The sequence below is a fragment of the Actinomycetota bacterium genome, assembly GCA_040757835.1.
Classification (GTDB): Bacteria; Actinomycetota; Geothermincolia; order Geothermincolales; family RBG-13-55-18; genus SURF-21.
Genome location: JBFLWJ010000002.1, coordinates 16,086 through 30,618, shown reverse-complemented (window position 1 = coordinate 30,618; position 14,533 = coordinate 16,086). Strand labels below are relative to the sequence as shown.

At 62.4% G+C, this 14,533-nt stretch carries 13 protein-coding genes; 8 read left to right on the top strand and 5 right to left on the bottom strand.

Features of this window, described 5'->3' with window-relative positions; all coding sequences use genetic code 11:
• Window positions 1-11 precede the first annotated feature (11 nt).
• From AB1384_02385 to AB1384_02375, 3 genes are all read right to left on the bottom strand, one after another.
• Window positions 12-1,319, bottom strand: a complete 1,308-nt coding sequence (locus AB1384_02385; GenBank protein MEW6553117.1) for a homocitrate synthase — start codon at window positions 1,317-1,319, stop codon at window positions 12-14.
• A complete protein-coding gene (locus tag AB1384_02380; protein ID MEW6553116.1) occupies window positions 1,320-2,636 on the bottom strand; it encodes an aminotransferase class I/II-fold pyridoxal phosphate-dependent enzyme in 1,317 nt (438 codons plus the stop codon).
• Window positions 2,637-2,792: 156 nt separating this feature from the next.
• The gene (locus AB1384_02375) at window positions 2,793-3,455 is read right to left on the bottom strand and encodes a thymidylate synthase (protein MEW6553115.1); all 663 of its coding nucleotides are present in this window, start codon (window positions 3,453-3,455) and stop codon (window positions 2,793-2,795) included.
• Window positions 3,456-3,668: 213 nt separating this feature from the next.
• Between AB1384_02375 and AB1384_02370 the strand changes: the two genes are divergently transcribed.
• From AB1384_02370 to AB1384_02340, 7 genes are all read left to right on the top strand, one after another.
• Complete coding sequence (locus AB1384_02370; GenBank protein ID MEW6553114.1) at window positions 3,669-4,472, top strand: acyl-CoA dehydratase activase; 804 nt, start codon at window positions 3,669-3,671, stop codon at window positions 4,470-4,472.
• Window positions 4,473-4,582: 110 nt separating this feature from the next.
• Window positions 4,583-5,278 (top strand): GAF domain-containing protein, encoded by a 696-nt coding sequence (locus AB1384_02365; GenBank protein MEW6553113.1) that lies wholly within the window; start codon window positions 4,583-4,585, stop codon window positions 5,276-5,278.
• 109 nt (window positions 5,279-5,387) lie between these two features.
• Entirely contained in the window at window positions 5,388-7,154 is a 1,767-nt protein-coding gene (locus AB1384_02360) for an FAD-dependent oxidoreductase (protein MEW6553112.1), read from the top strand.
• The gene (locus tag AB1384_02355; GenBank protein ID MEW6553111.1) at window positions 7,151-8,287 is read left to right on the top strand and encodes an NAD(P)/FAD-dependent oxidoreductase; all 1,137 of its coding nucleotides are present in this window, start codon (window positions 7,151-7,153) and stop codon (window positions 8,285-8,287) included. Before AB1384_02360 ends, AB1384_02355 begins: the two co-directional genes overlap by 4 nt.
• Window positions 8,288-8,308: 21 nt before the next feature.
• Complete coding sequence (locus tag AB1384_02350) at window positions 8,309-8,914, top strand: flavodoxin family protein (protein ID MEW6553110.1); 606 nt, start codon at window positions 8,309-8,311, stop codon at window positions 8,912-8,914.
• A 66-nt stretch (window positions 8,915-8,980) separates the two neighbouring features.
• Complete coding sequence (locus AB1384_02345; protein MEW6553109.1) at window positions 8,981-9,748, top strand: class I SAM-dependent methyltransferase; 768 nt, start codon at window positions 8,981-8,983, stop codon at window positions 9,746-9,748.
• A gap of 161 nt (window positions 9,749-9,909) precedes the next feature.
• Window positions 9,910-11,652, top strand: coding sequence for a thiamine pyrophosphate-binding protein (locus tag AB1384_02340; protein MEW6553108.1), 1,743 nt, complete (start codon window positions 9,910-9,912; stop codon window positions 11,650-11,652).
• 264 nt (window positions 11,653-11,916) lie between these two features.
• Here the strand turns inward: AB1384_02340 and AB1384_02335 are convergent, their stop codons facing one another.
• Window positions 11,917-12,564: a lysophospholipid acyltransferase family protein gene (locus tag AB1384_02335; GenBank protein ID MEW6553107.1), complete on the bottom strand. Its 648-nt coding sequence runs from the start codon at window positions 12,562-12,564 to the stop codon at window positions 11,917-11,919.
• 218 nt (window positions 12,565-12,782) lie between these two features.
• On the opposite strand from AB1384_02335, the gene AB1384_02330 reads away from it, so the two are divergent.
• A complete protein-coding gene (locus AB1384_02330) occupies window positions 12,783-13,460 on the top strand; it encodes a hypothetical protein (GenBank protein ID MEW6553106.1) in 678 nt (225 codons plus the stop codon).
• A gap of 52 nt (window positions 13,461-13,512) precedes the next feature.
• Here AB1384_02330 and aroF read toward each other — a convergent pair whose 3' ends face one another.
• Window positions 13,513-14,526 (bottom strand): 3-deoxy-7-phosphoheptulonate synthase, encoded by a 1,014-nt coding sequence (aroF, locus tag AB1384_02325; GenBank protein ID MEW6553105.1) that lies wholly within the window; start codon window positions 14,524-14,526, stop codon window positions 13,513-13,515.
• Window positions 14,527-14,533: the final 7 nt, after the last annotated feature.

Below are 14,533 nucleotides of genomic sequence, written 5' to 3'. Positions count from 1 at the left end.
TCCAGCCCCTCCTAGGCTTTGCTCTTTAACCCGACCTTGGCGGGATCAAGGGTAAGGATCTTTCGGGCCAGGTCGGGATAACGGGCTATGAACAGCAGCTCGTCCTCCACCAGCGGTTTCTGCGTGGACACGTTAGCGTACCTGACCAGGTCGAGGATGTCCCGGGCCTCTTCCTCGCTCTGAAACTCCACCTCCAGCTTTTCGTAGACGTTCCTGAAGCCCTTGATGCCGGAGTACTCACCGATGGTGATATTGCGGCCGGTCTCGATGATCTCCGGTTCGCCCCTCCCAAGCTCTTCGTAGTCGTACAGTTCGTAGTTGCGGCGGCTCTTCAGCGCGCCGTCGGCATGGATGCCGGATTCGTGCGCGAAGGCGTTGTCCCCCACACCGGGCTGGTTGACCGGTATTGGCACGCCGAAGGCATAGGAGGCGTACTTGGCGGTCTTCCATGCCGCCATGAGGTTGATGGAGTCGTCCATGACGTCCTCGCCGTCGAAGAGGCTTGACTTCTTGATTGCCAGGATGCAGGAGACGAGGTCAGCGTTTCCGGCACGCTCTCCCATGCCGTTTATGGTTGTGTTGATGTAGGCGTTGACCCCGCCGTCCAGGGCCCCCTTTGCCCCGGCCACGGAGCAGCCGATGGCCATGCCCAGGTCATTGTGGAAGTGCAGCTCGATATCGACGCCTGTCTCCTCGGCTATAAGCCTTATGCGGTCGTATACGGTGAAGGGGTCGTTGTAACCCAGGGTATCGCAGTAGCGCAGGCGGTCGGCGCCGAGCTCCTTTGCCGCTTTGGCGAACTCGATGAGGTGTTCGTCGGAGGTGCGCGAGGCGTCCTCGGCATTGACGCCGATGGACTCGAAGCCCAGTTCATGCGCCTTTGCCACTGACTCGCACATAAGCTCGACGACATGGTTGAAGTCGTAGCGGCCGTTCCACTTGCCGTTGATCATCTGCTCGGACGTGGAGATGGAGACGTTGATGTACTTCAGACCGGGCACCATCTCCCGGGCCAGCTCCACATCCCTGGAGACGGCCCTGACCCAGCCCGAGAGGCGGGTATGGTGTATCGCCCCCAGCTCAACCAGCTCCAGGTTGGCGCAGAGGTAGTTCTTCTCGTGCCGGGTGGTGGGAAAACCGAACTCGCTCTGCCAGATGCCCATCTCGTCGAGGAGCATGTTGATGATGGTCTTTTCCAGTTTGGCCAGACCAAGCCTTGAGGTCTGGACCCCGTCCCGGTTGGTGACGTCCACGAAATATATGCGCTTGCGGTCGGCGCCGTTGTTCCCGGGCGTATATTTGACCGAATGCTCCGACATCTATTTCCTCCCGTCTCCCAGGCCGTGATTATCTAGGTCGGCTACGGCTTTATAAAGTATATCAAAGAGGTCCTTTATCTGCTCTTTCTCCAGACAGGAGAACGCGATGCGTATGTCGCGGTCCCCGATGGCTATGACCCCGACCCCATATGCGTCCAGAAGGTGCCTGCGCAGGCGTTCCGCATCGGTATGCAGGAGTTCGAGGCACATGAAATAGCCGGAGTTGTACGGGTAAGGGCGGAAAGCGGAGGCGTAGTCTGGGCTCGAGAGGACCCTTCTTATCTCATCATAGCGGTCTTTGAGGATGGCGAATTTCTCCGCTTTCTCCTCGCGGTAATGCGGCGATTTCATCGCATGCACCAGGAGAGACTGCGACAGGGTCGGGCACTTGGAGATGGTCCCGCGGATGAGGCCTCCCACCTTCTTCTCCAGGGCCTCATAGACGGGCTGGGGGTCGTCGCTGGTCTGGAGGGAGAAGGTTATAAACCCCACCCGGAAGCCCCAGACGTAGTCCTCCTTGGTGGAGCCGTCGATCTTGATGGCCGTGAGGCGAGGGTGCGAATCGGCCAGGAGGGTGAAGAGGGACTGGGCGTACAGGTCTTCCTCGTAGAAGAGGCCGGTATACGCGTCGTCCACGCACGCTACCACCGTCGTCCCCGCCTCCGCCAAGTCCACCAGCGCCTGCGCCAGTGCTGCCGCTTCGTGCGGGTATGGCGAGTAACCGGTGGGGTTGTTGGGGAAGTTGAGGAGGACCAGCACCTTCTGGCGGTCCTTCAGCCTGTACAGGGCCTCCCGGAAAGCCTGCGTATCCAGGCCGCCACCGCTGGAGAAGAAGGGAGAGTAACGGATATCGGCGCCACGCCGCGTGCCGAAGACCATGCGGTAGTTACCCCAGATCTTGTCCGGCAGCAGCAGTACGTCTCCCGCGTCACAGAACATGTCGGCATAGATACTGAGGCCGTGGGTCAGGCCGTTGGTCACGATGGGCATGGAGAAGCTCTTCTCCTCCAGCCCAGGGTTCAGCGCAAGCTGATGTTCGTGCCAGAGGCCCCTGAGTTCAGCGATGCCGGAAGACGGAGCATAGGGATAGACCTCCTCCGGATCGAGCTGGCCGATCAACGCCTGCAGGCTGGGGAGGAAGAGGGGTTTACCCTCCATGGTGGCGATGCCGATGGTCGCATCGTAGCGCCCGGCGTCCCGCTTAGCCTCCGCCGCCTGCGTCAGGATGCCCTTGGGGAAGAACAGCTCACGCCCCAGCGAGGACAGGGCGTCGTAGAGATGGGGCGCCCGGACCCTTATGGTCTCGTTTAGCTCAATGGCAAGCGGTTCGATGATGCTACCTCCTCCAGATGACCGGCGGGGATGCAGCCAGCCGGTGTTACCGGGACGGCCCTTCCGGCCGCGATTTCCATAATTATATAGGAAGTGCGCGCGGGTGGAACAGTGAAAAAAGTGCCGCCGCCGTGGCTTGATTCAGGCCCTTCCCAGCCGGGCCTTGGCGATGTCCCAGGCATAGTCGTAGAGGTGCATCCCCTTGGAGAGCGCGAGCGTCTCGCCGGGCTCCACTCCGATCTCGTCGGCCATGTACTCCTTGAGGAGCTGGATGCCGGCGAGGTTGCTGGGAAAACCGGCCCAGAGGTCCCAAGAGCGGAAATAGACCACGAAATGAAGTTTGCGCTCCTCGGGATAGATGCGAGTATCGATCTGCCGCAGACATGGCGGGTCCTCGAGATAGATGGCCTGCGGGTCGCAAACCGCCATGCAGGCCTGGTTGGTGCCGAAGCCCTCCTCGCGGTAGATGCGTATGACCTCCTGCACCTGCTCCTCCAGGTACATGCCGTAGGTGTAGTCCTCATTATCCGCCTTGGAGCAGGAAGAACAGAGCTTCTCCAGGTATTCCTGGACGTACTCCATGTCCGTGGGTGGGGGAAGACCGATGCCGGGCGGGATATCCGGTATCAGGGGACGGGTCTCCGGGTAGCGGACCTTCACCACTACGAAGTCGTACTCCATGCGCAGATTGCCCTGGAAACTGCCGCGGTCGATACGGTATTCCCTGCCCTTCTCGAAGATGGTGTAGACACACTGGAACCATGCATCCGGGAGGTCTCTCGCCTCGATAAACGTCACGTCCATTTCAACTCCAAATCTCAGGCCGCGCTGGAAAAACTATTCAACGCTCGACGGGCCGACTCCTTCAAGCATCATATTAACACCACCCGCCGACGTCCATGGCGCCGGTCCTCCCGACGTGCTCCAGGCTCACCAGGCCAGCCCGTTCTGGTAGAATTACAGGCGGGCCATGCCTGTTGTGCGCATGCCGTGACACGAAAGGAGACCAGGCGGGATATGGACGGTGCGGTGGTGGTGGCTGGGTGCGACGTGGGTTCGACCACGGGGAAAGCCCTGATCATAAGGGACGGAGAGACGCTGGGGTACTCCATCATCCCCTGCGCGGTGCGCCCCGAGGTCACGGCGGAGACATCTCTGCAAAAAGCCCTGGAAGAAGCGGGGATGCAGTCGCGTGAACAGCTCGCGTATATCGTGGGCACCGGATATGGACGCGTGCGCATACCCTTTGCCTCGGAAAACGTCTCCGAGATAACCTGTCACGGCCTGGGGGCCTTCCACCTCGATCCGCAGGACCGCACCCTCATCGACATCGGCGGTCAGGACTGCAAGGTTATAAAGCTGAGCCCCAAAGGAAAAGTCGTGGATTTCGCCATGAACGACAAGTGCGCCGCTGGTACCGGCAGGTTTTTCGAGGCCATGTCGCGGGTGCTGGAGATCTCCCTCCACGACTTGTCGGAGCTGTCCCTGCGCTCACGTGAACCGGCCCAGATAACCAGCCAGTGCAGCGTTTTCGCGGAATCCGAGGTGATAACGCTGCTCAACGAGGGCGCGGAGATCTCCGACATCGCGGCCGGCATCAACGAGGCCATTGCGGCTCGCCTGGCCTCAATGGTCCGCAAGGTAGGCCTGGAGGAGCAGGTGACCGTCTCCGGCGGGTGCGCAAAGAACCGCGGACTCATCGCCGCTCTCGAGAAGAAGCTGGGGGTCCAGGTCAGGCTCCTGGGTATGGACCCCCAGGTCATCGGGGCCCTTGGAGCAGCGTTGGTAGCCGTGCGCAGGGTGGAGGAAGGAAGCGGATAAAGGGTTGCCGCAGGCCATGCCCCGGCACGCCATTATAGCGGTTTTTCCCGGCTTGCAGTAAGGTCGAATATATAGGCTGTCATGGTCCTGGCCTTCACGAGGTGGTTGAGATGGTCGACGAGAGAGACGTACCTCAGGAAGAACGCTATCGCGAGAGGATCAAGGAATTAGACCTCATCTGGCGCATCAACGAACAGATCATGGCCTTCGAGGACCTGGACACCCTCCTGGAGAGCATACTGGCCGCCGCGGTGGAGGTGATGGAGGCCACTTCCGGTTCGATAATGCTCATCGAACCCGCTGGGAGCGACACCATGGTCATCAAAGCCGCCTTCGGCCTGCGCAAAGAGATCGTAAACAAGGCCGCCGTCAAGGTAGGCGAAGGCATAGCGGGCCTGGTGGCGGAGCGGCGCGAGGGCATGCTCCTGCTGGACGATCTCATGGATTCCCGGTTGCGCACCCGTCGCAAGGTCTCCGACGCACTCAGCGTTCCCATAATCGCCCAGGGTGAGCTGCTGGGAGTGCTCAACCTCAACACCAAGAAGGACCAGGCCTTCGGCGAGTTCGACCTCTTTCTCCTCAACACCCTCATCAAGCAGGTGGCCACGGCCATCGAGAGGGGGAAACACCTGGAGGAGGTGCGCCTGCAGGTCCAGGAGCTGGAGGAAGAGGAGAGAAAGACCCTGGATGATATGCACGTGCTCTCCGCCGAACTCGACGACAAGAGGCGTTATTACCAGAGGCTGCGGCAGCAACTGGACAAGCTCTATCGCGACCTGGCGGCGCTATCTGGGCCGGTGGCCTGAAGATCCGAGACACGTGCGCCGCACCGGTATCCTTTTTCCGCCATGAGGAACCCTTTCCCTTGCGGCGTGTTAAAATCTACGGCTGGAGGGGTAGAGGGAGGTTCGTGGCATGAAAGATCCGTTGAAAGAGACCTGTGACCCGATGTTGCGCTGGGACAACGGGGTTGAGCGGCGGCTGCATAAGAGCGCGTCGCCCCGCGTCGACACCGACCGATGTATCAACTGCGGCACCTGTATCGCGGCTTGTCCTACGGGAGCCATACGGGAGATGCAGAGGCAGATATGCAGGCTGTGCCCCGACTGTGCCCGTGGCCCGGTTATGTTCCCCGGCGATATGGTCGCGATGACCGCGAGGTCCTGCGCCGCGGCATGTCCCCTCGGCCATTTTCCGGAAGGATATGTGAACCTGGTCGCAAAGGGAGACTGGGAAGGCGCGTGGCGACTGGTCAGCGGGTTAAACCCCCTGCCGGGAGTGCTGGGGAGGATCTGCAGCCGGCCCTGTGAGGAGGAATGCAAACGCGGCGGTCTCATCGATAGGCCCCTGCCCATCAGGGCCCTGAAGAGAGAGGTCGCGGCATGGGCCGAGGCGAACGGACTGGCGACGGGGAGGACATACCACCGCAACATAGATATGAGGGTGGCGGTGGCCGGTGCCGGGCCGGCGGGCCTGGTGGCGGCCGTGGACCTTGCGTCCCTGGGATACCGGGTCAGCGTCTTCGAGGCGGGGACTGCACCCGGGGGACTGCTCCGCCTCGCAGTGCCTTCCTTCCGGCTGCCGGACACGGTATGGCAAGGCGAGTTCGCACGGGCTCTGGGAGAGGGCATCGAGGTGTCCTATGGGGCCAGCGTGGGCGTCTCACCGACCCTGCAGGAACTATTCGCGGATGGTTTCAAGGCCGTGGTGCTCGCGACGGGAGCGAGGTATGGAAGGAAACTGAACATCCCCGGCCAGGATTTCCAAGGGGTGTTTACAGCGCTCGATTTCATGGGGGCGGTCAAGAGCGGACAGCCCGTGGAAGCAGGGGAGCGGGTCGTGGTGATCGGAGGGGGGAGCGTGGCCACGGATGTGGCCCGTACCGCCCTGCGAAAGGGCGCCCGGGAGGTGAACATGGTCTGCATCGAGCAGGAATGCGAGTTGCCCGCCTTTGCCTGGGAGATCGATGAAGCCAGACGCGAGGGAGTGCAGTTGATCGCCGGGTACGCCCCGGTGCGCATTACATCCGCATGGATGAAGGCGGAAGCGCTGGAACTCGCGCGTGTGGAGAAGATAGCCTGCGACGCGGCGGGAAGACCTTGTCCCGAGATCGACCGTGCCCAGGGCCTGACCCTCGAGGCGGACACAGTCATCTTCGCGGTGGGGCAGGCGGTGGATACGGCTCTGCTGGAGCGCATGGGGCTGGGAGTCGATGCGTCGGGCATGCCCAGCATAGTGGCGGAGAGCGGTGCCACGACCCTTCCGGGGGTATATGCGGCAGGAGACTTGGTGGCCTTGCAGGGATCGGTGGTCGAGGCCATGGCCTCGGGAAGGAGGGCCGCACGGGCCGTCGATGCCTACCTGGGCGGTCGGGAGACCGGGGCGGCGCGTGGCGGACCGGGACCGGCGCCGCTGCGCGAGAAGATCTTCCCGGTACGGCTGGAAAAGGCGGAACCATTGGAACTCCCCCATCTGAACGTGGCAGAAGCGCTGTCGTCGTTTCGCGAGGTCGATCTACCGCCGTCCCGCGAAGAGCTGGAGGAAGATGCGAGGCGCTGCATGCGCTGCGGCTACATCGAGGTGGACCATGCGCTCTGCCTGGGGTGCGGGACCTGCAGGGACGTATGTCCGGCCGGCGACGTGCTGACCATGGGCGGCCCGGTTATGGGGGGTGAGGTATGATGCGTTTTCGATGGGACGTCGTCGTGGTGGGAGCTGGTCCCGGCGGAAGCACTGCGGCGGCCAGGTTGGCGCAGGCAGGCGCGGAGGTCCTGCTGGTGGACAAGGAGAGGTTCCCCCGCGAGAAACCGTGCAGCGATATCTACGGTCCCTTCGGCACCCGTACCTACGAGGAGCTGGGTGTATACGAAAGGCTGCTGCATGCCGGGTACGTCTACCCGGGCGTGGTGCTCTCGAGCCCCGATTACACCGTGATCCATGGCCCCAACCAGAAGGGGCTCACCTGTCCCCGCCGCGTGGGAGACAACATCCTCAAGGAGAACGCCGCACGGCTCGGAGCCGAGGTCAGGGAGGAGTTCTGGGTATATGACCTGATAGTCGAGGACGCGCAGGTACGCGGGGTCAAAGCCAAGTATCAGGGAGAGTTCCGCGAGTACCGCTGCAAGATAGTTATCGGAGCCGACGGCTCGCATTCCTGGGTGGCTAAGAGGCTGGGACTTTTCGCGGACGACTACGACCAGGTCTACCTGGCGGGAAGGGCATATTATAAGGGCTGCAATCCGCCGCTGAGGGACGTGGAGGTGCATTACGACCCTCTCTTCAACCCTGGATTCGTCTGCCTTTCACCCCACCCGGGCCACGGGGACGTGGTGAACATGGGGGTTGGCATACAGATGTCCCAGTACGAGCACTCCACGCTAAGCGCCGAGGAGATGGTGCGCAGGTTCGTGGGCGAGAGCCCGCATGGGGAGAAGATGCGGGCCGCGAGGCAGGTGTCCGACTGGAAGGGCTGGAGGGTGCCCAGCGCGGGACAGATAGGCAGGAACTACGCCGCCGGCGCGCTCCTGGTGGGGGATGCTGGAAGTTTCGTGGAGCCATTCATACTGGAGGGCGTGGCATCGGCGGTGAGGTCCGCCAACTACGCCGCCCGCACCGCGCTGCGGGCCTTGGAGGAGAACGACTTCAGCGAGGCATCGCTCTCCAGGTACGACGACAAATGGCGGGAAAAGATGGGGCCGCAGCTCGACGCGCTGCAGGGGATGGCCGTCACAGCCGCCGACGCTGACGCCCTGAACAAGGTATTCGCTGAGCTCTCCGGCAACCCCGGGGCGGTCTCCAGGGTATTCGGGGAATGACGAACGCGAAGGAGGAGGGCCGTGAAGGAGGAAAACCGCTACCTGCTGGCGCTGTACACCAGCCCGCGACCCCAGGGTAACACCGCGCTGCTCCTGGATAGGCTGGTCGAAGGGGCGGCAGAGAGCGGGATCAGGGCCGTGAGCTTCCAGGCGGCGCAGATGGACATCCGGCCCTGCCGTGCCTGCAACGCCTGCTTCAAAGAAGGTGAATGTGTTCAGGAAGACGATATGCAGACCATCTATCCCCATCTCTTCCAGGCGGGTGCTGTGGCCATGGCTGCGCCCATATTCTCTATGAACATATGCGCCCAGGCAAAGGCGTTAATCGACCGCTGCCAGCGCCAGTGGTCCATCCGCTACGTGCTGGAGAGAGATCCCGTGGAGGATGATTTCGCCATTGAACGCAGGGGTTTCTTCCTCTCCTGCTGCGGCAGGGACAGACCGGAGACCTTTGAGTGCACCAGGCCTACCATGGCCTACTTCTTCTTCATCATCGGCGTGAAGAACTGGGAGTCGCTGACCTTCTCGGGTGTGGACGAGGCCGGAGATATCCTCTCGGTCGCGGGGGCGGTCGAGCGGGCACGCGGGCTGGGCAGATCACTGGGTACGGGGCTGCCCCCCGGATGAGCCGAGGCACTATTCCGCGGCGGCTTTCGTGCGGGGGGTCCGCAAGAGCAGGGGATGGAGGCGGCGATGCCGGTCGGTGAGAGCCAGCGTCGGCGAAAGGTAATGCCCCCTTACTCGGCATCGGCTGACATCTACGACCGCATGGTCGGCTGCTTCGCCTTCGACCACTGGAGAGAGAACTTCGAGCTGCTCGAGGAGAGGTTCGGGTTCGACCTCTCCGTGGTCGCGGATGCCGCTTGCGGCACTGGAATCGCGGCATCGTATCTCGCGGAGAGGGGGGCGATGGTTTACGCGAGCGACCTCTCTCCGCAGATGCTCGCGCAGGCGGCGGCATGGCGGGCGAACGGCCGCATCAGGTACATGCTGCAGGACATGCGTTACCTGCAGGTGCCCGTAAGGGCGAGCCTCGTCAACTGCGCCACCGACGCCATGAACCATCTCCTGGCCGAGGCGGACGTGGAGAGCGCCCTGGCATCCTTCCGCGCAGCTCTGCGCCCTGGCGGCTATGCCGTCTTCGACATGAACACCCCGTGGCAGCTGAGGGAGGGTAGCGACCCGGAGACGTGGGAATTCGACGTCGAAGGCCAGCACATGCGCTGGCTGAGCTCCTGGGATGAGAAGGAGATGATCCATACCCTGACCATCGTGTTCACGGCGCGTGGAGTAGGCGGCCTGGACGTGGTAGAGGAGCACCGCGAAAGGGCATTCGAGGTGCCCTGGATGCTGGACGCGCTCCGGCGAATGGGGTTCACCTTTGCGGAAGCCTTCGATGCGGCGGGCCTGGGCGGAGCGGTGGAGCGGACACGGCGACTTGTCTATGTGGCGCGCGCCTGAATGACTGATGCGGGCGTCCCGCTGCATCCAGCCCGGTGATAACCCCCCGCGGCTTGCGATATAATCATATTGCTGTTCTGGGCGGCGGGACGTCAAATACACGAACACTCGATTCACCTCTACATGGTGCGTGACGGCGTCCCATCGGGAAGGAGGGGATCATGGCGCTGATCAACGGGGGCGAAGCGGTGGTGAGGGCCCTTCTGAAGGAAGGGGTCAGATGGGTATTCGGCATCCCGGGCGGGCAGTTGTGTACCTTCACCGATGCCATCGCGCGCGTAGGCGCCCGTGGAGGCATGGAATTCGTGATGACCCACCACGAGGCCGTCGCCGCTCACATGGCGGACGCGGTGTCCCGCACCTCGGACATGGTTGGAGTGTGTACCGGCACGGTGGGCCCGGGTGCCGTCAACCTGGTCACGGGGGTCTATGCCGCCTACAACGACAGCATCCCCATGGTGGTGATAACCCCCCAGATCCACTCAAACCGTTCCTATCCATTCAAGGGTTCACAACAACAGCTCGACCAGGTCGCACTCTTCCGTCCCATCACCAAGTGGAACGCCCTGGTGAACCGCTTCGACCGCATTCCGGAGATGGTGCAGTGGGCCTTCCGGGAGGCGACCAGTGGCCGCCCCGGTCCGGTCCACCTCGACATCAACGTGGACGTGCTGTTCGCCAATGGCGAGGTAGAAGACGAGGCTTTCATCTCGCCCGCGAGATATCGCACCTCCACCAGGCCGTACGGTGATCCCGAGGCGGTAGAGGCGGCGGTGGAGATGTTGCTGGCGGCGGAGAGGCCCCTCATCCATGCAGGCGGCGGCGTTATGCGATCCAAGGCGTGGGACGAGGTGCGAGAGCTGGCCGAGCACCTGCAGATACCCGTCACGACCAGCGTGTCAGGGAGGGGAACGCTGCCAGAGGACCACCCGCTGCTCTTCCTCCCCAAAGGCATGGGGGCGATCATGGCGGAGTCCAGCTCAGATGTAGTGCTCAACGTGGGCTGCACCATGTCCGAGCTGGACTTCTGGGGCAAGCCGAACATGTGGGGAGAGCCGTCGGCGCAGAAGTTCATCTACGTGGATATCGATCCCAGGGTGATCGGCCTCAACCGCCAGTTCGACCTGGGCATCATCGGCGATGCCAAGATGGTCCTGCGCCAGATGGTCGAGATGGCGAAGCAGAAATCGGGTCCGGTCTCGGAGCGCGGGTTCATATCGGATTACCGCGAGATGGAGGAGCAGGCGCTGAACGCGTACGAGGAGCTGGCGAGGTCCGATGCCAAACCCATACACCCGTTACGCTTGATCACTGACGCCGTTGACCTGCTGGGACGGGACGGCATCATGGTCATGGACGGCGGTAATACCGCCCTGTGGGTGAACATCGCGGGCAGGGTCTACGAGCCGCGTTCCTATCTCTTCGCCGAGGGCACCGGCCAGCTGGGCGTGGGACTGCCCTATGCCATGGGGGCCAAATTGGCGAACCCCGACAGGCCGGTATATGTCCTGCACGGCGACGGATCGTTCATGATCAACTGCCAGGACATCGAGACCGCGGTGCGCCTGAAGCTGCCCATCATCGACATCGTCTCCAACGACAGCGCCTGGGGCATGATCAAGGGGGCGCAGCATGCCGCCTTCGATGGCAGGTACTGCGGGGTGGAGTTCGGCGATTCCCGCCTCGACCTGCTCGCCGACTCCATGGGGGCGAGGGGCATCAGGGTGGAGAGCCCGGAAGAGATACGGCCAGCACTTGAAGAGGCCGCCGCCTCTGACCGTATTACCGTGCTGGACGTCGCGGTGGACCGGGAGGCCAACCTGGACGTGCCCGTGCTCTTCTCCATGATCGTGGACCTGTGGCTGCAGGGGTGTGACGCGCCCTATTGCGGGTTGGAGGAATAAGAGGCCGTTTGGAAAGGTTTTCTTCCGGCCCGGGGCTTCCGGGTAACGGTCCCGCTCGCAAAGCCTCACGGAGACCGACCCGGTATTTCCCCGGGCCGGGGAGATTTTCATCCCGATGTCGTCTCGCCTCCTTCCGCTTGCGACCCGCGAGAGGGCGCGCGTGGCTTGTTTATCTGGGGACAAGAGGCTGGTTGAATGCATTTTCACCACTACCACGCAAGAGCCTTTCGTGGCCGACCTGGTCGTTCTCGGGCTGACCGGTCTCTATGGTATTGCTTCGCCGGCGGGTTCTTCGTCGAGGTCCTCCCAGTCGTCGGGGAGGAGTTCCAGGACACGCTCCCTGATGAGCGCGGTTATCTGAGGCAGCACCTTGTGCGGTCTGCCCCTGAGTTGCGGGACCTCGAAGGGTTTGCCGATGTTGACGTGGTAATACTCCCCTTTGCGCTCGGTCATCCCTACGGGCAGTATCCTAACCCCGGTCTTCCAGGCGAAATAAGCGGCACCGTGGGTGAACGGGTGCAGGGCCTCGTCGTCATGCCGGGTCCCCTCCGGGAAGATGCCCACGCAGTCGCCCCTGTCCAGAAAGGATATGGTCCTCCGGATGGCGTCCGGTCCGGGGCGCTCACGGTCGACGGGATAGGCGAAGAAAAATCTCACCATGAGGAACTCGAACAAGCTGTTGCGGGGATCAAACACCTCTTTCTTGGCCATGTAGCGCACGGGCCGCCTCAGTGCGAGGTTGATGGCCACCGGGTCTTTGCGGCTGTTGTGGTTGGCCACCACGATCAGGGGCTCTTTACGGGGGACGTTCTCGTAGCCGCTTTTACGGAAACGATAGACCATGGCGACGACCCGGAATATCGGCCAGCCGATATAGAAGCGTATCAGCGTTCTCACCTCCTGAATAGTCAACTCAGGCCCCTGGCCGGGGCGCCGCATTCACCGGGATCGGCGCTGTACATGGAGTCCTCTGTGTCCGAGCGGTGCCCAACTATTTAATGATAATATCAAGGTATGCGGGGTGAGACCACAGAAACATAGATTGGGTTAACTGGAGTAGAGCGGGGAGCGTGTCCAGCGCCACCTGTTTGAGGTGCTCACGGAACAGCGCCGGAAGGGAGAGTTCGAACTTGATAAGACAGAAGGCCTTCTTCTATTACTACGGCAATGCGCCAGGGCTGGGCATAGTGGCCCACCACGATATAGAGGGATGGCAGAGGATAAACTTCTACAGCTTCGGCGTGGATATGGATGGGTTCCAGAAGGGCGTCGAGGAGGAGTGCGAGGCGGAACTCCTGCGGGAGGGGGTCCTGGCTTCCAGGCCCGCCCAGTCCCGGGTGATCATCGCCGGGGGGGTCGTCTTCAAGGGGCTGACCTGCCTAGCCGGCGAGGGCAGGGAGGCCTCCCAGCTCCTCAGTGCCTTCGAGAAGGGCGTGACCGGCTTCCGCACCGTTGACGCCCTCGGGATGCAGGCCGCGGAGGTCATCTCCCCAATGGACGTGTACTGCTTCATCTATAAGAAGAAGGTCATCGGGATATCCAGGGTGGTTTTCTTCGAATACGCAACCCAGATGTCGCTGGTCGGGGTGTACCGGGACCAGGACCATAACCTGGTCGACGAGCTCAGCGAGGACCTCTCCAGGCTGCACGAGTATATGACCATACCCAATCCACTGCGTACCGACGAGAGGGACTCCCGCGTCGAGGTCAACATGTTCATGATCCGGCACCCGGTCAAGGAGGAGCTGCAGGGGGATTTCGTGCGGGCCATCCTCAAGACCGGGGGGCTGACCTTCTATACGGCCTGAGAAGTCGCGCTGAAGATCCCGGATGGATCGCCGGGTGCTGCGGGAGCCGCCCTCACGCCTCCCTGCCTATGGCCCGTGCTACCTTGCGCAGCCTGGTCATGAGGCTGCTGAAGGTCTCGAAATCGAGGGATTGGGGGCCGTCGCACAACGCTGCATTGGGGTTGGGGTGGATCTCGACGATCAGGCCGTCCGCCCCCGCCGCCACCGCTGCCAGGGACATGGCGGGGACGAGGTTCGCGATGCCCACGGAATGGCTGGGGTCGACGAAGACCGGAAGGTGCGAGAGCCTCTTGAGGGCCGCCACCGCCGACAAGTCCAGGGTATTACGGGTATAGGTTTCAAAGGTGCTGATCCCGCGCTCGCACAGGATGATCTTGCGGTTGCCTTCCTTGACGATGTATTCCGCGGCCAGGAGGAGGTCCTCGATCTTCGAGCTGGGGCCGCGCTTCAAGAGCACGGGATGTCCGCTGCGTCCGATCTCGGTGAGCAGCACGAAGTTCTGCATATTGCGCGCCCCGACCTGGATGATGTCGGTATACTCGCAGAAGATATCGATCTTGCGCGGATCGGTCAGCTCGGTGACCACCGGAAGCCCCGTCTCATCACGGGCTTCGGCCAGCAGCCGCAGGCCCTCGTCGCCAAGGCCCTGGAAGCTGTAAGGCGATGTCCGGGGTTTATATGCTCCTCCCCTCAGGACGGAACCGCCGGCCATCTTGACCAGGCGCGCTGAATTGAGGATCTGCTCGCGGCTCTCCACCGCGCAGGGGCCGGCCATGACCACGACCCTTTCGCCGCCGATGTTGAGGCCTCCGACCTCGATAACCGAATCCTGCGGGTGGGTCTCGCGGGAGGCGAACTTGTAGGGCTTGAGGATGGGGATGATCTGCTCGACACCCGGATAGCCCGCCATGGTCTCCACGACCTTGGTCTTATCGTCGCCGATGACGCCTATGACCGTCTTCTGCACCCCGTAGATGGGATGGGTCTGCAGGCCGAACTCCTCGATCTTTTTCATCACCGCGTCGATCTGTTCGCGACTGGCGTCCTGTGACATGACGACTATCATCTCTTCA